We start from the raw sequence: 18,603 nt of genomic DNA on the forward strand, positions 1-18,603 counted from the left end.
ATGTCGACCACCGACGTGCTCCGTTCCGAGTGGATCAAGATCAGATCAGTACGGTCCGTGTCCGGCTCGTTGACGGCGATCTTCCTGGTGACACTCGCCGTCACCCTGCTTGCCTTCGCCACCGTCGGTCAGGCCGAGGCGGAGAACGGGGACACGGACCTGGTTTTCGGCGCCTTCTACGCGCTGAACTTCGGCCAGATCGCTGCGATCAGCTTCGGCGCCACAGCGCTCTCCTCCGAGTATCTGAATGGCGCTCTGCGGATATCGCTCGCGGCGGTGCCGCGCCGTGACCTCTTCTACGCGGCGAAGATGACCCTCATCGGCGTGCTCGCCCTGGTGGTCGGGCTCGCCACCAGCTTCACCGCGTTCCTGGTGGGGCAGCTGTTCATGGGGAAGTACGCGATCGGTCTGGGCGAACCCGGAGCTCTCCGAGCCGCCTTCGGCGGCGGCATATATCTCGCCCTCATGGCCCTGTTCGCCGCCGGCCTGACGGTGCTGCTGCGCAGCGCGGTCGCCGTGCTCAGCCTGCTCATCCCGTTCGTCCTGATCGTTTCCTTCGTGGTCGGGGACATCGCGAGCGGCGTGGCGCTCTATCTGCCCGACCGGGCCGGACAGTTGGTACTGCACCAGAATCCGGAAGGCAGTGTGGGGCCATGGGCGGGGCTGGCTGTCACGGCCGGCTGGGCAGGCCTCGCGCTGCTCGCCGGCTGGTGGGCGATGAGGCGCAGGGACGCCTGAGGACCGGTCTCCCCTGGGTCGATGGTCGTGGGGCACGTCGGGAGGTGATCGCGGAAGGCGCCGGGAACGGCGCCGGACGTGGGCGAGAGAAGCCGAAAGCCCCTCAAGGCTCATGCCGGAACCTGTCGCCAGTGCCGTGCGGTTGACCGGCGGCATGACCAGGGGCCCTCACCTCCGCCGCATCGACGGGGTGCGCAGCGAGCCTCGGACGTGAGGACGCGGGGGCCGCCGGCCCTGCAGTCCCTGCCTCCTGACCGCAAATCCCCCGAGCTCTCGCAGACCTCTGGTGCTCGCTTCCGCAGAGCGACTCAGTCCGAATGGCTGGGAGCGGTGAAGTCGGCTGCCGCGCGGAGGCGCCCGTACTCCTCGGCCATGCTCTGAGCGGTCCAGTGGGCGTTGAGGCCGCTGGGGTTGGGCAGGGCCCAGACCCGGGCACCGCCGATCGTCCGGTCCTGCGGGCCGATCTGTGCGTGACGCTCGCCGAAGGCGGTGCGGTAGGCGGTGACCCCCACCACCGCCAGCCACTGCGGGCGCAGTTGCTCGACCTTGGCCGTGAGGATCAGTCCGCCCTCGCGGAACTCCTCGGCGGCCAGTTCGTCGGCTCTCGCCGTGGCCCGGGCGACCACATTGGTGATGCCCAGACCGTAGGTCAGCAGCTCGCGCTGTTCCGAGGGCTTCAACTGGCGGGGAGTGAAGCCGGACAGGTGGAGCACCGGCCAGAAGCGGTTGCCGGGGCGGGCGAAATGGTGGCCCGTGGCGCCCGTCATCAGGCTCGGGTTGATTCCGCAGAACAGCACGCGCAAGCCGCCGGCGACCACATCGGGAACGATGCGGTCGCGGGCGGCCTGGAGCTCTTCGGGGGTCATCCGGCGCTGGTTCCGACTGTCAGAGGATCGACCCCGGCGTGTATCCCGCAGCCTCGGGGTGCTGCTTGGTGATCGCCTCGATCCGGGCGACGAGCGCGGTGACCTGGTCGCCGGCCGCTCCCGTGAAGGAGAGCTTGTCGGCCATCAGCGCGTCCAGCTGCTCCCGGTCCAGCGGGATGCGGTCGTCGGCGGCGAGCTTGTCGAGCAGTTCGTTGCGCTCCGTGCCCTGCTCGCGCATGGCCAGAGCGGCGGCGACGGCGTTCTCCTTGATGGCCTCGTGGGCGACCTCGCGGCCGACACCGGCGCGTACCGCACCCATCAGTACCTTGGTCGTGGCGAGGAACGGCAGGTACCGGTCCAGTTCGCGGGCCACGACCGCCGGGAACGCCCCGAACTCGTCGAGCACCGTGAGGAAGGTCTCCAGCAGACCGTCGAACGCGAAGAACGCGTCCGGCAGCGCCACCCGGCGGACCACGGAGCAGGACACGTCGCCCTCGTTCCACTGGTCGCCCGCCAGCTCGCCCGTCATCGAGGCGTAGCCGCGCAGGATCACCATCAGTCCGTTGACGCGTTCGCAGGACCGGGTGTTCATCTTGTGCGGCATCGCGGACGAGCCGACCTGACCCGGCTTGAATCCCTCGGTCACCAGCTCGTGCCCGGCCATCAGCCGGATCGTCTTCGCGACCGACGAGGGTGCGGCGGCCAGCTGCACCAGTGCGGTCACGACGTCGTAGTCGAGCGAACGGGGGTAGACCTGGCCGACCGAGGTGAACGCCTGTCCGAAGCCGAGGTGGCCGGCGATGCGCTGCTCCAGGTCGGCGAGCTTGGCGGCGTCACCGCCCAGCAGGTCGAGCATGTCCTGCGCCGTGCCTACGGGTCCCTTGATGCCCCGCAGCGGGTAGCGGCCCAGCAGGTCCTCCAGTCGGCCGTACGCCACCAGCAGTTCGTCCGCCGCGGTCGCGAAGCGCTTGCCGAGCGTGGTCGCCTGGGCGGCGACATTGTGGGAGCGGCCGGCGATGACCAGCTCGCCGTATTCGCCCGCAAGCCTGCCGAGCCGGGCCAGGACGGCCACGGTGCGGTCGCGCACGAGTTCCAGCGAGAGCCGGATCTGCAGCTGCTCGACGTTCTCGGTGAGGTCCCGGGAGGTCATGCCCTTGTGGACCTGCTCGTGCCCGGCGAGAGCGTTGAACTCTTCGATCCGTGCCTTGACGTCGTGCCGGGTGACCTTCTCGCGTTCCGCGATGGAGGCGAGGTCGACCTGGTCGAGGACACGCTCGTAATCGGCGAGGGCGGCGTCGGGTACCTCGATCCCGAGGTCCTTCTGAGCGCGCAGCACCGCCAGCCAGAGCTGGCGCTCCAGCTTCACCTTCTGCTCGGGGGACCAGAGGACAGCCAGCTCCGTGGAGGCATAGCGGCCGGCCAGGACATTGGGGATGCGAGGCTTCGCAGACACAGCAGTCACGTGTCCAGATTCTACTGGTGGTTTCTGCAGGCCAGCGCCGTGGTCGGGTTTGTGGCTTACGACAAACGCGGCCGTTCGTGCGCCAGGGGCGCCCCGCGGCGGTCGGGTCGAGGGACCGGGGCGGTCGCCCTTCAGCGACTCGGACGGTGCGGGCGCCTGCCCCTGCGTACGCCATAGGCGGCCGCGCCGACCAGCACCACGCATGCGCCCGACAGAACCGAATGCAGGGGAAGCGTGAATGCCAGGACCAGGCAGCCCACCATGCCGAGGGCCGGAACGGCACGTGGAGGGCGGCCCTCGGACGGCGTGAGGGTCCAGGCGGCCGCGTTGGCGACGGCGTAATAGAGCAGGACGCCGAACGAGGAGAACCCGATCGCGCCCCGGACATCGCCGGTGGCGGCCACGAGTGCGGCGACCGCGCCTACGGCCAGTTCTGCGTGGTGCGGGACGGCGAACCGGGGGTGGACGGTGGCCAGGGCACGCGGCAGGTGGCGGTCGCGGGCCATTGCCAGCGTCGTACGGGAGACGCCGAGGAGGAGGGCGAGCAGGGAACCCAGTGCGGCGAGTGCCGCACCGATGCGGACCACCGGTGCCAGGCCGGGCGCGCCTGCCGCGCCGACCGCGTCCGCCAGCGGAGCCGTGGCGTCGGCGAGCCGGGCAGACCCGAGCACCGACAGCAGCGCCACCGCCACCCCCGTGTACACGATCAAGGTGATGCCGAGAGCAAGAGGGATGGCACGGGGGATCGTGCGGGCCGGATCGCGGACCTCCTCACCCAGCGTGGCGACGCGGGCGTATCCGGCGAAGGCGAAGAACAGCAGCCCCGCCGCCTGCAGCACCCCGCCCACCGTGGCGTCGCCCCCGGGCACCAGTCGGGACGGCTCGACCGTGTCGCCGGTCAGACACGTGGTGACGGCGACGGCCAGGACCGCGAGGACCGCCGCCACGATCACCCTGGTCAGCCCTGCGGATTTCTGCACGCCCCGGTAGTTCACGGCGGTGAGAGCCACCACGGCGCCGACCGCCACAGCATGGGCCTGGCCCGGCCAGGCATAGGCGCCGACCGTCAGGGCCATGGCTGCGCAGGAGGCGGTTTTGCCGACGACGAAACTCCAGCCGGCCAGGTAGCCCCAGAAATCTCCCAGGCGCTCACGCCCGTAGACGTACGTACCGCCGGAGGCCGGATAGCGGGCGGCGAGCCGAGCCGAGGACGTGGCATTGCAGTACGCCACGACCGCAGCCACACCCAGTCCGATCAGGAGCCCCGACCCGGCCGCCGCCGCGGCGGGTGCCGGCGCGGCGAAGACACCGGCCCCGATCATCGACCCCAGCCCGATGACCACCGCGTCGAACACACCCAGTCGCCGTCCGAGTCCGCCGGACCCGTCAGCGCCGACCGCACCACCGCCGGGCACACCTGCCACGCCACTCACCCTTTGCCCTTTGCCTTCACTCGCAGCCGCTTTCCGTAGGGGCGCACCGTACTGACCGAAGGTGACGAGGCGGTGGCCGCGCCCACGCACGACCGGAGCCCCTCGGGTGAGGCCGAGGGGCTCCGGGGTCCCTGTGCGGGGGAGGACGGCAGTTACGGGGCCAGGTTCAGCCCGATCCGGATACCGGTGGAGGAACCGAGCGCCGACACCCCGTAATAGAGGCCGCTGCCGGTGTCGATGCCCGAGGTGCTGGTGTTGTCCATCTGCAGGATCGTGCCGTTGTCGGTGTCCTCGCCGTCCGCGCCGATCGCGATGTCCGCCCGGGAGTAGCCGGAGAGATCGGTGAGCGACACGGACGAGCCGAGCCGGTCGTTCGGCTCGGTGGAGCCGGGGATGCCGGTGGTGTCCTGGCTGTATCCGACCGCCCCGGTGCCGGTGGGACCGGTGGCGGAGCCGCGGATCAGGAAGACCTGTCCGGCGTTGCTCCGGTTGACACCGCCGCGGGTGATGTCCTCGCCCGGGGCACCGGTGAGGATGTCGCCGTACCCGTCGAGGTCGACGTCGCCGATGGAGACGGACGCCCCCATGTCGTCTCCGGTCTCGCCGCCGCCCGGTACGCCGGTGGTGTCCTGGTGGATCGTCTTGCGGCCGGTCGAGGTCAGGCCGGTCGCCGAACCGAAGACCGCAGTGACGGCGCCGCCCTTGGCGGTGTGCCCGGACTCGGTGGCGGAGGGCTGGCCGACCGCGAGGTCGGTCGCACCGTCGCCGTTGATGTCACCGGCGGCCAGCGAACGTCCGCCGCGCGCGTCGAGGATGCCGACCCGCTGGAGACCGGTGGTGGAACCCTTCAGCCACAGCAGGCGCCCGATGCCGCTCGGGTCACGGTAGTTGACGGCAGCGTCCGCGTAGCCGTCCTTGTTGAAGTCGCCGGTGACCGAGGCCGCGTTTCCGACCGCGGAGGTGTAGGCGGTGGTGTTCAGATATTCGGACTTTGCTGCGCCGGTCCTGCCGTCCCAGGCCCACCAGCGGCCGGGCTTGCCCGGCGCGACGGAGAAGATGTCGGCCTTGCCGTCGGCGTTGAAGTCACCGGTGGTGACGGTCGTACCGAGCTTCTCGCCGCCGATCCGCCCGGACGACGTGACCGAGTAGCCCTTGCCGGTCGTGAGGCCGGGACCGTACATCACGACGACCGTGCCGTTGTCGGCCTGGGTGATGTCCTCGCCGGGCCCGCCGACGACCAGATCGGCGTACCCGTCGCCGTTGACGTCGCCCCAGGCGTTGGACGATCCGAACTGGTCGCCCGCCTCGGAGCTGCCGGGCACGCCCGCGCTGTTCTGGTTCAGCGTCCGCTTCGCCGCCGGGTTCGGGCCGTCCTCGGTGCCGGGCAGCACGGTGACGCTTCCGTCGCTGCTCGCCGCCTTCGGGAGGCCGACGATCAGGTCGGTGATGCCGTCCCGGTTGAAGTCGGTGGTCGGGATCGCGGCGTTGCGGGTGCCGTTGATGGCGTACGTCCGGATGGCACTGAGCCTGGAGTACAGGTACGTGCCGGGGCACGTGGTGGCGTACCCGTCGCGGTGTCCGGCGACGGTGTTGAACGTGACGTCACCGTCGGGCGCGGTGTTGCCGTCGGCATCGGTGACGAGGCGGGTCAGCGTCACCTCGGCGGTGGGGCTGACGCCGTACTGACCGAGCTTCCAGGCGGCGATGCGGGCCGCGGACTGCAGCGCGGCCGGAGTCGGCTTGCCCGTCTCGAAGTTGCCGAGCAGCGAAATGCCCGTCGAGTAGGAGTTGAAGCCGTACGTGTGGGCGCCCTTGACCGGCAGGTCGGCGCCGCCGGCACGGCCCTCGAAGATCTGACCGCACTTGTCGACCAGGAAGTTGTAGCCGATGTCGTTCCAGCCGTCGGTCTTCACGTGGTACGTCATGATCGCGCGGACCATGGCGGCCGAGTCGCCGCAGCTGTAGTTGTTCGTGTCGACGGTGTGGTGGATGAAGACCGCCTGCACCTTGTCGATGTACTCGGGCGGATCCTCGACCAGCGACTCGTCGGCGCCCCACTGGGCACGGCTGATGATCGGCGGCCGGTTGACCGTCGACGGCGGTGCTGTGGGTACGGGAGTCGGGGTGCCCGTGTCCGTGGGCTTCGCGGTGATGGACTCCGTCGGGGTGACGGTGGCCGTCTGCGTCGGGGTGACGGCAGTGGTCTCCGTCGGAGAGGCGGCGTCCGTGGCCGACGGCGTTCCGGGACCGGTCGGCGTGGCGGTGTCGGTGGGAGCACCGGTGGTGTCCGACGCCGTGGGCGTCGAGGTCCCCTCCAGCGCGAACGCCGCATTCTCAGGACCGGCGGGGGCGAGGGTCGCCCCCGCAGGGTTCTTGGACTCCGCCTTGCTGACGCCGGGGTCGACCATGTGCAGTTCGAGGCCCTTCGGCAGCGCCTTGCCCTGCCGCCCCGACCCCACCTTCACCTGTACGGCGTCCGACGCTCCGACCCACAGCGGCTCGGTGACGCGGTGCGCGGCAGCCTGCTCCCGCCCGTCCGGTCCGTCGGGGGACACCTCCAGCTCACGCCAGGACGACCACGTGCCCTTGTCGGCCGACCGCGTACGGACCTGAGCGGTGGCGTCCACCTTCGCCGCTCCGTCCCAGCCGATGCCGACCAGTGAGAACGGCGCCGTGCTGGTGGTCGGCAACTGCCGCTCCGTGGCGGTGCCACCGCTGATCGCGAGCGACCGCAGCGTCGCCGGACGCGCCTTTGGGCCCTTGGGACCGGCCGCGCCGTCGGACGGATTCGCGATGGCGACCGTCACCACACCGGCCCCGCCGAGAACGACGGCGCCGACGGTCAGCCAGGCGCGGCGTTTCAGGCTCATCGGTCTGTACGCATGCGACGTGCGCGGGCTCAAATGCCCCACCCTTCAGAGAAGTTTGTCTGCGGCACACCCGTCACACAGGCGGCCTGGGTTACCCAGCGCATGGAGGTGTCGAAACGTCACACAGCTCGACCTCGTGTGGCGTACATCACGGTTTGGGTGGTGACGGCGGGGGTGGCGATGGGATGGCTGGACCGCCCGTGGTCGAGCCGGTGACGATTCGTCTGAAATGTTCGCGAGCTCGCGTGTTGATGACGAGCTGATATATAACCGCGTCGCTCTCGCCGTCCCGCCTTCTCCCCGCCTCTCTCGCCGGCGGCCGGGACGCCCACTTCACCTGTTCCCGGAGGAATGCGCCGTGCTGCCCTTTTCCCGAAAGATGCCCTCCATCATGGCCGTTGCCGGCGTCATGCTCCTGGCGTCGGCCTGCGGCCGGCAGGATCACGGCGCCGCTGCCGCAGACGTCGTGCCGAGTTCCCGTAGCGAGGCTGCGAAGGTGCCGAACGCGGCCCACTCTCCCAGCGGTTCCGCCTCGGCCTCGGCCTCCGCGTCCCCTTCCCGGTCGGCCTCCGCCTCTGCGTCCGCCTCCGTATCCGTGAAGCCGTCCGGTAGCCGTTCGCCGTCCGCCGGTGGGACGGGGACGCATGCGGACGGCGGTACGGGGGGCGCCCAGGCGCCGGTATCGGCGCCCTCGTTCCCCGTGCCCGCTTCCGTGGGTGACGCCACGCAGCTCATCACTGTGAAGGCGAGCGGTTCGTACGCCACCGTCACGGCGTGGGCCAAGGGTTCGGGCGGCTGGAAATCAGTCCTCTCCGCGAGCGGCCGGGTCGGGTCGAACGGTGTCGTGGACGGTGCCACCCGCAAGCAGAGCACGTACACCACGCCCTCGGGGACGTACACCATCACCGAAGGCTTCGGTGTCGAGGCCGGGGGCACGGCCATGCCGTACACCCGGGTCGACTCCAGCCACTGGTGGGTGGAGGACCCGGAGTCGAAGTACTACAACTCGATGCACTCCTCCGTCGGTGCGGACTTCCCTCTTGTCGAGACCGGTGAACGGGGGAGCGAACATCTTGTCAACTATCCGACGCAGTACGCCAAGGCGCTGGTGATCAACTTCAACCGCTGGCCGGCCACCCCCGGTCGCGGGGCCGGAATCTTCCTTCACGTCAACGGGAGTGGGGCGACCGCGGGGTGCGTCTCGGTGCCACGCGCCACCATGGACAGCATCATGGCGTGGATCAAGCCCTCCGCCCATCCGCGTATCGCCATTGGCTGATGCGGTGAGGCCCGTCGACGCGTGACAGGATCGGTGGGTTGTACAACTGGCTGGAACTCGCCGTATGAGAACAGACACGTCCGATACCTGTGATGCTCTGCGGCCGTCCGTCGCTGGGGCAGGCATGGATAGTGATCTTGAGAAGCTTCCTGCGGTGTCGGAGATGCGTGCCTATGTCACGCGCTTCGTCGCGCAGCTGACCGAGCGGAACCGACTGCCGCTCGACTACTCCGTGGTCAGCCTGCGGCTCGTCGACCTGATCGTCGACGGGCTGCGGCACAGCCGACCGGAGCGGGCACAGGTCGAGCCGTTTCTGCGGGGGCTGGGCGCGTACACCGGCGAAGTCATGGTGCGCCGGGCCGGCGGCCGGTGGGTGGACCTCGACGACGGCCAGCGGGAACTGTTCGGACAGGCGGCGGGTGTCCGCATGCCCGACGGGCGGGTCTGGAACCCGATCGGGAAGGTGGCGAACCGATTCGAGTCGGCGTCGGAGGAGTCGCTCCAGCGCTTCTACCTGTTGCTGCACGGGCGCGCCCGCCGTCCCGTCGCCGCCCTGTGACCTGGGTGGATCCGGACTCGCGCAGCAGATTGCCCTCGCATCGCGAACGCCCTGGCTGTGACATTTCTGTGCGCCGTCACGCAGAGGAAGTAGAGGGGTGGACGGGCCGGGGGACGAGGGCCCGGTGAGTCGTTTCGGGGCGGTATACGTCGGACGCAGTCGGTACGAAGAGGAAAGTGTGGCCAAAGGCGGGGAACAGCGCCGCGGGCAGATGGACGACGCCGAGCTCGGCGCTGCGGTGGAGCGGGCTCAGCAAGGTGACGAGGAAGCCTTCGCCGTGGCGTACCGGCTGGTTCATCCCGGGCTGCTCGGCTACGTACGGGGACTGGTCGGCGAGGACGGCGAGGACGTGGCGTCCGACGCCTGGCTGGAGATATCCCGTGACCTCGGACGGTTCCGTGGGGACGGGGCGGGGTTTCGCGGCTGGACCGCGACGATCGCCCGGCACCGGGCGCTGGATCACTTGCGCAAGCAGCGGCGGCGGCCGCGAACAGCACTTCTGGAGCAGGACATCCTCGAACTGCCGGACAGTCAGGACACCGCCGGATCCGCCCTGGAGACGCTCTCCACCCAGCAGGCGCTCGCACTCATCCGCGAGTTGCCGCGGGAGCAGGCGGAAGCCGTTCTGCTCCGTGTCGTCGTCGGCCTCGACGGTCCCGCGACTGCGCGGGTACTCGGCAAGCGTGCGGGGGCCGTACGCACGTCCGCCTACCGCGGGCTGAAGAGACTGGCCGAACATCTGGGATCAGGAGGGTCGGGCAGTGTGACGTCTGCGTCACGCCGCACGCTGAGAGATGAGACATGAGAGATGAATCGCCAAAGGCGACCGATGCGCCGGTATCCCCCGAAGTGGCCGCTCTGCTGGCAGCCGTGCAACGTTCCGGTGAGGCCGGCCCCGTAGCCGAGCAACGAGCGCTCGATGCCTTCCGGGCGGCGCGCGACGAGGGGGCAATCGCACCCGTGTCGCTGCTGCGGCGTCGCAGACGCGATGACTGGCGACCGGTCGAGTGGCTGAGCTTCGTCCGGTCGGCGCGGGCGATGATCGTCGGCTTTGCGGCCGCGGCGACGCTCGGCGGGGTCGCGGCGGCCGCGGGGTCGGGCGCGATGCCGACGCCGTTCGATGACGACGGGCGCGACCGGACGCGTCCCGCACACCCCGCGAGGAGTGCCTCCACCGCATCCGATGCGCCCGGCAGCCCCCGGTCAGGTGCGCCGGATCCCGCCGCAGGCCGTACACAACCGGGGCCGACGGAGCTGCCGGGCGTCGGTCGATCCGCCGGCCACCCGGACCAGGCACAGGACGACGAGGCGCACTGTCGTGCGTACCGCCCGGATCAGGGGAAGGGAAAGGCCGCGGACGCTACGGCCTTCGACCGCCTGGAGGCTGCGGCCGGTGGCGCATCGGCTGTGCCTGGCTACTGCGACGGGCTTCTCGGTCCCCAGACATCGAAGGAGAAGGACCGGACGGGCAAGGGGAAGTCGGAGGTACAGGACCCTGGGCAGACCTCGGAATCGGTGAAGGGCAACCGGAACGGCGCCCAGAGCGACTCCACCGCACGCTGAGACAGGCCCTGCACGGGGAGTTCACCCCGGTGGGGCACAACCACGCTGTCATGGCTGGGGCCGGTCAGGACCGCTTCGGACCGGACGGAACCCGGGCCCGGTCCGACGACCCCCTCGGACTGTGCTGAGGCGGTCCCTGGACGGTGGGACAGATCGCCGAATCATCCTTCTGAGGGGCGGGAGCCGGTGTGGAGGAGGACCCGATCGACCTGGTTCGTCCGGTCGGCAGCGGCAAAGGCGTGACGGGCCGCGATGCCATGGGAGACCCGTGCGATTGTGACCCCGGTGCCCCGACTCCGGCGTGCCGCCACCACCTTCCCGGGTGGTTTCCCTAAGGTCTCTCGGACCTACTTGCCGGGGATTGGTGTTGCCATGAAGCCGTCCATCTGCCTGTGCATGATCGTCAAGAACGAGGCGCGCGTCATCGAGCGCTGCCTCGCTTCCGTCCGCGGTCTGGTGGACACCTGGGTGATCTCCGATACCGGCTCGACCGATGGAACCCAACGGCTGATCCGTGCCGCACTCGACGGCATCCCGGGGGAACTCCACGAGGATCCCTGGGTGGACTTCGGCCACAACCGGAGCCTGAACATCCGGCGTGCGCACGCCAAAGCCGACTACCTGCTTCTCCTGGACGCCGACCTGGTGGTCCGCAGGACCGGTCCACTGCCCCTGCTGACCGCCGACTCGTACGTGCTGCGGCACGAGGGCGCGACCGAGTGCCGCAGCAAGCGCCTGGTCCGCGGTGACATCGCCTGGCGGTACGAAGGCGTCGCCCACGAGTTCCTCACCTCCGACCAGCGCGACGACCAGGAGCTGCTGGACGCTCTCGTCATCGAGGACCACGACGACGGAGGATCGCGGCACGACAAATTCGAACGCGACGCACGGCTGCTCGGTGCCGAGCTCGAACGCGACCCCGCCAATAGCCGCACCGTCTTCTATCTGGCCCAGACCATGCGCGACCTCGGCGAGAGGGAGAAGGCGATCGCGCTGTACGAGCGCCGTGCGCAGATGGGGGGCTGGAGCGAAGAGGTGTACTGCTCGCTGCTGCAGGCCGGGATCCTCAGAGCCGACTCCGACGACTGGCCGTCCGCCATGGATACCTTCTCGCGCGCCTGGGAGGCCCGCCCGGAACGGCTCGAAGCCTGCTACGAACTCTCCTCGCGGCTGCGCGGCCTCGGCCGCCATCACGCCGCACACGCCTTCGTCTGCGCGGGACTCGACCGGGAGGCGCCGGACGACCTGCTGTTCGTCCAGCCCTGGGTGTACCGCTGGGGGCTGCTCTTCGAGTACTCGGTCACCGCCTGTTGGGTCGGTGACATCGACGGATCGCTCCGGGCCTGCGACCGGCTGCTGTCGATGCCGGATCTCCCCGACGCCTATCGCCGACAGACGCTCACCAACCGGGAGTTCGCGGAGCGGCGGCAGGCCGCGCGGACCGCCTCGTGGGCGTCGCCCCCGGACTGGCGGAGGGGCCCGCACCCCACGGCCGGCAGCTGCAGCAGCTGTCACGCCTGACGCATCGCCCATTCGAGTACGTGGCAGCCCGCGAGGCCCGGTTGTCAGTGCCGGACGTTCGACTGTCTTTCATGAGCCGGCAAGAGCTGCTCACGGCGACCCAGGCCCTCGTCCGGCCGGACACCGAGCACCTCGAGTGCGCGGAGGACGGGCGTGCCGGGCGCTGCGACGGGGGAAACCTTGCCGGTCGCAGTACTAGGGCGTGTGTCGGAAGTCCCGCCTGCCCCGCGACGCCCGGCACGCACGCTCGCTGCGTTGTCGGGGTCGTCCACGTACGTCCAGTACGAGGGTGACCCTCCGCCTTGCGATCGCACGCACCGGACGCCGCCGGGCCCACCCTTCGGGCGGACGGCGGCACTTCCGGCACCCGCCCTAGCGGGTGCCGTCCACTCGGCGCCAGGTAGCCACCGGGCCCGGGGCGAGGGGGTCCTCGGGGGTGACCCAGAATGCCTTCCCCAGCTCGGCGTTGAACTGGGCGCCGGTCCGTCCGTCCCCGGACGACCGGCCGGTCAGACGCCGCCCTATCCATGGCGCCAGATGCTGCCGAGCGAAGCGGAGGTCGTCGACGCGCCGTATCGCCCACCGCGGGGGCACCGCGGTGGGGAGTGGCGTCTGCCAGTCGTGCTCCGGTGGCAGTCCGAGCGCCTGCCAGACCGCCTCGGCGACCCTGCGGTGTCCCTCGGCCGTCAGATGCAGCCGGTCGACGTCCCACAGCCGGGGATCGCCGAGTGCCGGTGCCCCGTACAGATCGACGACCAGCGCACCGTGGCGATCCGCCAACTCGTCGACCAGGGAGAACAGCTCCTCCATGCGGGGGCGGAAGCGCTCCATGACCGGTCCGTTGCGGCCCGGGCTGCGCATCAGCACGAGCTTCTTGCACGACGGCGCGAGGCGTTCCACGGCTTCTTCCAGCCGGCCGCGCACCATTCCCATGTCGCACTTGGGCCGCAGGGTGTCGTTGAGACCGCCGACCAGTGTGACGACGTCCGCCTGCATGGCGGCGGCCGCATCGACCTGCTCGGTCACGATCTGGCGGATCAGCTTCCCGCGCACGGCGAGATTCGCGTACCGGAACCCGGGGGTGCGGGCGGCGAGCCGGCCTGCGAGGACATCGGCCCAGCCGCGGTACGAGCCGTCGGGCAGCAGGTCCGACATGCCCTCGGTGAAGGAGTCGCCGACCGCGACAAGACTGGTGTAGGAGGCATTCATTTCCATGGCCATGGGATCGTATCGCGGTGGCGTCCGGCCCCTTCCGGGCGGAGCCGCGCCCCGCGTCCGGTGGCGAGGGCAGTCGCTGAGGGCCGGCCGCAGCCCGAACCCCGCGACGACCTTCCCCGAGCTCCGGGCCGGCCACCGCGCCCGCGGCAGCCGGCCGCACAGGACCTGCGCGAAGGCGATCGGCAGGACCGGCCGGACGAGGCCGGGCGCGGTGGCCGGCCCGGTCGGCAACGGGCCGGGAGTGAGTATGAGGAGCCCTGCGACCTGGGCACATGAGTCGGAGTGCGGTGGAGACCGCCATGGTCCCGCCGGCCTGTCCCGGTCCTCCGGCCGGCCACGTGGCGCGTCCCCCGCCACGTGGCCCCGCCGCTCGCGCCCCGGCGCGGGGCCACGCCCGTGAGCGCTGTCGCGTAACCCCGGTCCGTCCGTCAGCGTGCCTGCGGCCGTCCGACCAGCTCGCGCAGCACATCCTCCATCGTGACCATGCCGGCGAGCCGGTCGCCCTCGTCGAGCACCACCGCCAGGTGCGTACGGCTCCGGCGCATCGCGGTCAGCACGTCGTCGAGGGGCGTCGCAGCCCGCACCCGGGCGATCGGCCGCATCGCCGTGACCGGGAACGGCACATCGCGTGGCGCGACGTCCAGGGCGTCCTTCACATGGAGGTACCCCAGGATCCGCTGCTCGCTGTTCATCACCGGGAAGCGTGAGAATCCGGTCTCGGCCGAGAGCCGTTCCAGCTCCTCGGGTGTCGTCCCGACCCTGGTGTAGACCACCTGCTCGACCGGTAGCACGACGTCCCGTACCGGGCGACGGCCCAGCTCCAGTGCGTGGTGCAGCCGCTCGGCGGCGCGGTCGTCGACCAGCCCGGCGTCACCGGCGTCCTGCACCAGCCGGGCCAGCTCGTCGTCGGAGAACGTCGAGGACACCTCGTCCTTCGCCTCCACCCGCAGCAGCTTCAGCAGCGTGTTGGCGAAGGTGTTGACCGTGAAGATCACCGGACGCAGCGCCCTGGCGAGGGTGACCAGGGGCGGACCGAGCAGCAGCACGGTCCGTACCGGCTCGGCCAGTGCGACGTTCTTCGGGACCATCTCGCCGAGCAGCATGTGGAGATACGTCGCCAGGGACAGGGCGATCACGAACGAGATCGGATGCACCAGTCCGTGCGGCACACCCACCACGTCGAAGACCGGCTCCAGCAGATGCGCGATGGCCGGTTCGGCGACGATACCGAGGACCAGTGTGCAGAGCGTGATGCCGAGCTGAGCCGCCGCGAGGAGCGCCGACACATGTTCCAGGCCCCAGATGACGCTCCGCGCACGCCGGTTACCGGCCTCCGCCTGGGGCTCGATCTGGCTGCGGCGCACGGAGATCAGCGCGAACTCCGCGCCGACGAAGAATGCGTTGACGACCAGGGTCAACAGACCGATGAAGAGCTGGACGGCAGTCACTGTCCGTCCTCCCTCTCGTCGTCGGAGCCGGGCAGCGGTGCGTGCAGCAGCGCCCGTGCGGCGCGGCGCCCGGAGGCGTCCACGACGTCGAGCCGCCAGTCGGCCAGCTCGATGGAGTCACCGACGACGGGGATCCGGCCGACTTCTGTGGCGATCAGTCCGGCGAGCGTCTCGTAGGGTCCGTCCGGCACCCGCAGTCCGATCGTCCGCAACTGGTCCATGCGGGCGGCGCCGTCGGCCGACCACAGGGTGCGCCCGTCGGCGTCCTCACCTGCCGGTGCGAGGTCCGGCGTCTCGTGCGGGTCGTGCTCGTCGCGCACCTCGCCGACGACCTCCTCGACGATGTCCTCCAGCGTCACGACACCGGCCGTGCCGCCGTACTCGTCGATGACGACGGCCATCGGGAACTTGCTGGACAACCTGTCGAGCAGCCGGTCCACCGTGAGGCTCTCCGGTACGAGCAGGGGTTCGCGCAAAATCTGCGACACGCGCTTGCGGTACCTCTCCTCGGCCGGGATCGCCAGGACGTCCTTGATGTGCGCGACACCGACGACGGTGTCGAGGCTGCCCCGGTAGACGGGGAAGCGGGACAGCCCGGTCGCCCGGGTGGCATTGGCGACGTCCTCGGCGGTCGCCTGCACCTCCAGCGCGGTGACCTGCACCCGCGGGGTCATCACGTTCTCCGCGGTCAGTTCGGCCAGATTGAGGGTACGGACGAACAGTTCCGCGGTGTCCGCCTCCAGCGCGCCCTCCTTGGCGGAGTGGCGGGCGAGCGCCACCAGCTCCTGGGGGCTTCGGGCGGAGGCCAGCTCCTCGGCCGGTTCGAGACCGAAGCGGCGCACGATCCGGTTGGCCGTGTTGTTGAGATGGCTGATGAAGGGCCGGAAGATCGCGGTGAAGGCACGCTGCGGGGTGGCCACGGCCTTCGCCACGGCGAGCGGCGAGGAGATCGCCCAGTTCTTCGGGACGAGTTCGCCCACGACCATCAGGAAGACCGTGGACAGCGCTGTTCCGATTACCAGCGCCAGTGAGGACGAGACGCTCGGGGACAGGCCGATGGCCTCCACCGGGCCACGGATCAGCTTTGCGATCGACGGTTCGGAGAGCATGCCGACGACCAGATTGGTGACGGTGATGCCGAGCTGTGCGCCGGAGAGCTGGAAGGTGAGACTGCGCACCGCCTTCATGGCGCTCGCCGCACCCCGTTCACCCCGCTCCACGGCTCGTTCGAGCTGGCCGCGCTCGACCGTGGTCAGAGAGAACTCGGCGGCGACGAAGGCACCGCAGGCGAGTGAGAGCAGGACCGCCACGAGCAGCAGAAGCACTTCGGTCATCGGTTCACCTCCGTCCCATGATCGGGCAGTGGCAGGAGGCTCGCCTGGCGTCGGCGATGTCGGCTACTGGGAGGCTCGCCCATGGGCGGACGCTCACACCTTTCGGGAAGGGGCGGTCATATGAACATCCATGGTAAAGGATGGGCAAAGTTGCTTCGCGCACGGGTGATCTCCGCGAGGCTCCCAGCCCTCGGTCTCAGTCCTTGAGGTGCTTCACCCAGCGGCTCCACTGCGGCTCGGGCGCATACCCCGCAGCATGCCAGGCGTGGTGCGCGAGCTCGTTGCGGTTCAGCACCATCGCATCACCACGCCGTCCGCCCAGCTGTACGAATCGTTCCTCCGCCGCTGTCAGCAGTGCCCGGCCGACGCCCTGCCGCCGCTGGTCCGGATGGACCGCGAGCCGGTAGAGGTGGCACCGCCAGCCGTCGAAGCCCGCGATCACCGTTCCGGCGAGCTCGCCGGAACGTTCCGCGAGGATGAGGGCTCCGGGGTCGCGGGCGACCAGCCGTTCGATGCCGTCCCGGTCGTCGCTGATGCTGGTGCCTTCCGCCGCCACCTTCCAGAAGGCGAGGACGGCGTCGAGGTCGGCCGGTGCCGCTGTGCGGATCGCGAGATCATTCATGCTTTTACCCCATCACCGGGTCCGCCGCACCGTCGAACGAATTCCGCCATGCGGTCAGCTCCCCGCGAGTTCCTGGAGGATCGGGGCGAACGCCTCCATGTTCGGCTCCAGCACCGTCAGGTAGGAGAAGCCGTAGCGCTCCCGCTGCTCCCTGAGCTGTTCGGCCATCTGCCGGACCGTCCCCACCGTGAACAGCGGCAGGGCCAGCGCCTGGTCCTCGTCGAGGTGAGGTGTCTTCGGCAGCACTTCGCGCACGGCCGCACGACGGTCGCGGGTGGCCCGGACGTACTGGATCAGCAGATTCAGTTCGGCTGGGCTCTCCCGCCCCGCGGCGAATCGCCGGTAGGCGGCGACACGCCCGTCGAGCTGCTCGGCGGTGAGAGGCGTGAGTGTGCCGTTGCGATCGCTGACGGCCCCGGTGAACGCGACGATCTCAGCAAACTGTGCCGCCAGCCGCAGGACCCGGTCCCCGTTCCCGCCGATCAGCAACGGGGGCCGGGGCTTCTGCGCGGACCTCGGCAGCCCGGTGTCCTCGCGCAGCAGGCGGTCCACCTCCTCGACCGTATGTCGCAGATGATCCACCCGGCCGCCGGGGGAGAGGAACTCGATGCCCGCCCGGTCGTGCTCCTCGCGGACGTATCCGGTCCCGATTCCCAGCTCCAGGCGTCCCTCGGTCAGCGCGTCCGTACCGGCCGCCTCGCGGGCCAGCAGTGCCGGATTCCAGAAGGCGGCGTTCAGTACGAAGGTGCCGACACGGGGGCGCTCCGTGGCCTCCGCGGCGGCCACCAGTGCGGGGAAGGGGGCCGGCATGCCCAGATGGTCGGGGACCAGGATGACGTCGTAGCCGAGTTCCTCCGCGCGACGGCATCGGGCGCGCCAGTCCTGCCCACCGGTCGGCGTCAGCATGTTCACTCCGAATCGGAACGACCTCGTCATGAACTCTCCTTGCCCAGGGACATTCGATGGACGGTCCACCTACTCTGCCAAGGGCGAGCCGCATCCGTATGCCGAACCGCCCTCTTGCCGGTGCTAGCAGTCCGGCGCTAGCTTGGTGGTGTGCCCAAGACTCAGCTGAACGTACGAGTGGACGAGGCCACCGCCGAGGCCGCGCGGCAGCGCGCGCTGCAGAGGGGGATGAGCGTGAACCGCTACATAGAGGAGCTCGTCAAACAGGACGCGGGCGAAGTCGGACACACCTTTGTCGAAGCCGCTGCCGACTTCATGAAGCAGTACGAGTCGGTGTTCGCCGAGGAGTTCGGCCCGGAGCGCAAAGGTCACCGTTGAACCTCCGGATCGACCTTTCCTGGCTGCTCATGGTCGCCGAGCACAAGACGCCCGGTGACCCGCAGGTCGTCGACTGGGGAGCGCTGGTCGCCGCAGTCGCCCGTCATGAGGCGGAGATCTTCGGCAGCCCCGTCTACAGCGATCCGTACTCCAGGGCTGCCGCGCTTCTGCAGTTGCTCCTCCATGTCCCCGCGCTCGAACACTCCAATGCGATGTTCGCCTCCGCCGTCGCGTACGGCTATCTCGTCGCCTCCGGGCTGAAGGTCATCACCTCGGCCGAGCAGGTGCGCGACCTGGCCCGGCTGGTCAAGGAGGGCAAGGCCGACGTCCGGGCCGTTGCCGACGAACTGCGTCAGTGGAGTCTGTGAATCCTGTTGTGTGAGTCTCCTGGAATGCCGCCTTCCGT

General features: G+C 70.0%; 18 protein-coding genes. 8 read left to right on the forward strand and 10 right to left on the reverse strand.

Going from position 1 to position 18,603, the window contains the following annotated elements; translation table 11 throughout:
- Positions 1-738 (forward strand): ABC transporter permease, encoded by a 738-nt coding sequence (locus ACFU6I_RS17005; protein WP_384366813.1) that lies wholly within the window; start codon positions 1-3, stop codon positions 736-738.
- Positions 739-1,046: 308 nt separating this feature from the next.
- Here the strand turns inward: ACFU6I_RS17005 and mug are convergent, their stop codons facing one another.
- The 5 genes from mug to ACFU6I_RS17030 form a co-directional block, all read right to left on the reverse strand.
- A complete protein-coding gene (gene mug / locus ACFU6I_RS17010) occupies positions 1,047-1,604 on the reverse strand; it encodes a G/U mismatch-specific DNA glycosylase (protein WP_384366816.1) in 558 nt (185 codons plus the stop codon).
- Positions 1,605-1,623: 19 nt separating this feature from the next.
- Positions 1,624-3,066: an adenylosuccinate lyase gene (purB, locus tag ACFU6I_RS17015; protein WP_384366819.1), complete on the reverse strand. Its 1,443-nt coding sequence runs from the start codon at positions 3,064-3,066 to the stop codon at positions 1,624-1,626.
- A 131-nt stretch (positions 3,067-3,197) separates the two neighbouring features.
- The gene (locus ACFU6I_RS17020; RefSeq protein ID WP_384366822.1) at positions 3,198-4,490 is read right to left on the reverse strand and encodes an APC family permease; all 1,293 of its coding nucleotides are present in this window, start codon (positions 4,488-4,490) and stop codon (positions 3,198-3,200) included.
- A gap of 161 nt (positions 4,491-4,651) precedes the next feature.
- Positions 4,652-7,369, reverse strand: coding sequence for an FG-GAP-like repeat-containing protein (locus ACFU6I_RS17025; RefSeq protein WP_384366825.1), 2,718 nt, complete (start codon positions 7,367-7,369; stop codon positions 4,652-4,654).
- Between the two features lie 441 nt (positions 7,370-7,810).
- A complete protein-coding gene (locus ACFU6I_RS17030) occupies positions 7,811-8,095 on the reverse strand; it encodes a hypothetical protein (RefSeq protein ID WP_384366828.1) in 285 nt (94 codons plus the stop codon).
- Here ACFU6I_RS17030 and ACFU6I_RS17035 point away from each other — a divergent pair.
- From ACFU6I_RS17035 to ACFU6I_RS17055, 5 genes are all read left to right on the forward strand, one after another.
- A complete protein-coding gene (locus ACFU6I_RS17035) occupies positions 8,082-8,648 on the forward strand; it encodes a L,D-transpeptidase (protein WP_384366831.1) in 567 nt (188 codons plus the stop codon). The genes ACFU6I_RS17030 and ACFU6I_RS17035 overlap by 14 nt on opposite strands.
- Positions 8,649-8,772: 124 nt before the next feature.
- Positions 8,773-9,207 carry a hypothetical protein gene (locus ACFU6I_RS17040; RefSeq protein WP_384366834.1) on the forward strand — a complete coding sequence of 145 codons (435 nt, stop codon included), beginning with the start codon at positions 8,773-8,775 and terminating at the stop codon, positions 9,205-9,207.
- Between the two features lie 178 nt (positions 9,208-9,385).
- Positions 9,386-10,012, forward strand: coding sequence for an RNA polymerase sigma factor (locus ACFU6I_RS17045; RefSeq protein ID WP_266988394.1), 627 nt, complete (start codon positions 9,386-9,388; stop codon positions 10,010-10,012).
- Complete coding sequence (locus tag ACFU6I_RS17050) at positions 10,009-10,770, forward strand: hypothetical protein (RefSeq protein WP_384366838.1); 762 nt, start codon at positions 10,009-10,011, stop codon at positions 10,768-10,770. Before ACFU6I_RS17045 ends, ACFU6I_RS17050 begins: the two co-directional genes overlap by 4 nt.
- A gap of 372 nt (positions 10,771-11,142) precedes the next feature.
- Positions 11,143-12,291 (forward strand): glycosyltransferase, encoded by a 1,149-nt coding sequence (locus tag ACFU6I_RS17055; RefSeq protein WP_384366841.1) that lies wholly within the window; start codon positions 11,143-11,145, stop codon positions 12,289-12,291.
- A 372-nt stretch (positions 12,292-12,663) separates the two neighbouring features.
- Here the strand turns inward: ACFU6I_RS17055 and ACFU6I_RS17060 are convergent, their stop codons facing one another.
- From ACFU6I_RS17060 to ACFU6I_RS17080, 5 genes are all read right to left on the reverse strand, one after another.
- Complete coding sequence (locus ACFU6I_RS17060; RefSeq protein ID WP_384366844.1) at positions 12,664-13,506, reverse strand: SGNH/GDSL hydrolase family protein; 843 nt, start codon at positions 13,504-13,506, stop codon at positions 12,664-12,666.
- A gap of 431 nt (positions 13,507-13,937) precedes the next feature.
- Positions 13,938-14,957: a hemolysin family protein gene (locus ACFU6I_RS17065; protein ID WP_384366847.1), complete on the reverse strand. Its 1,020-nt coding sequence runs from the start codon at positions 14,955-14,957 to the stop codon at positions 13,938-13,940.
- The gene (locus ACFU6I_RS17070) at positions 14,954-16,291 is read right to left on the reverse strand and encodes a hemolysin family protein (protein WP_384366850.1); all 1,338 of its coding nucleotides are present in this window, start codon (positions 16,289-16,291) and stop codon (positions 14,954-14,956) included. The genes ACFU6I_RS17065 and ACFU6I_RS17070 overlap by 4 nt, the downstream gene beginning before the upstream one ends.
- A gap of 196 nt (positions 16,292-16,487) precedes the next feature.
- Positions 16,488-16,913 carry a GNAT family N-acetyltransferase gene (locus ACFU6I_RS17075; protein WP_384366853.1) on the reverse strand — a complete coding sequence of 142 codons (426 nt, stop codon included), beginning with the start codon at positions 16,911-16,913 and terminating at the stop codon, positions 16,488-16,490.
- 54 nt (positions 16,914-16,967) lie between these two features.
- Positions 16,968-17,849, reverse strand: a complete 882-nt coding sequence (locus tag ACFU6I_RS17080) for an LLM class F420-dependent oxidoreductase (RefSeq protein WP_384366856.1) — start codon at positions 17,847-17,849, stop codon at positions 16,968-16,970.
- Positions 17,850-17,969: 120 nt separating this feature from the next.
- Between ACFU6I_RS17080 and ACFU6I_RS17085 the strand changes: the two genes are divergently transcribed.
- Positions 17,970-18,197, forward strand: coding sequence for an antitoxin (locus tag ACFU6I_RS17085; protein WP_345511758.1), 228 nt, complete (start codon positions 17,970-17,972; stop codon positions 18,195-18,197).
- Entirely contained in the window at positions 18,194-18,565 is a 372-nt protein-coding gene (locus ACFU6I_RS17090; RefSeq protein ID WP_384366859.1) for a fic family toxin-antitoxin system, toxin component, read from the forward strand. The genes ACFU6I_RS17085 and ACFU6I_RS17090 overlap by 4 nt, the downstream gene beginning before the upstream one ends.
- Positions 18,566-18,603 lie beyond the last annotated feature (38 nt).

The sequence above is a fragment of the Streptomyces sp. NPDC057486 genome (assembly GCF_042802415.1).
GTDB classification, from domain to species: domain Bacteria; phylum Actinomycetota; class Actinomycetes; order Streptomycetales; family Streptomycetaceae; genus Streptomyces; species Streptomyces yanii.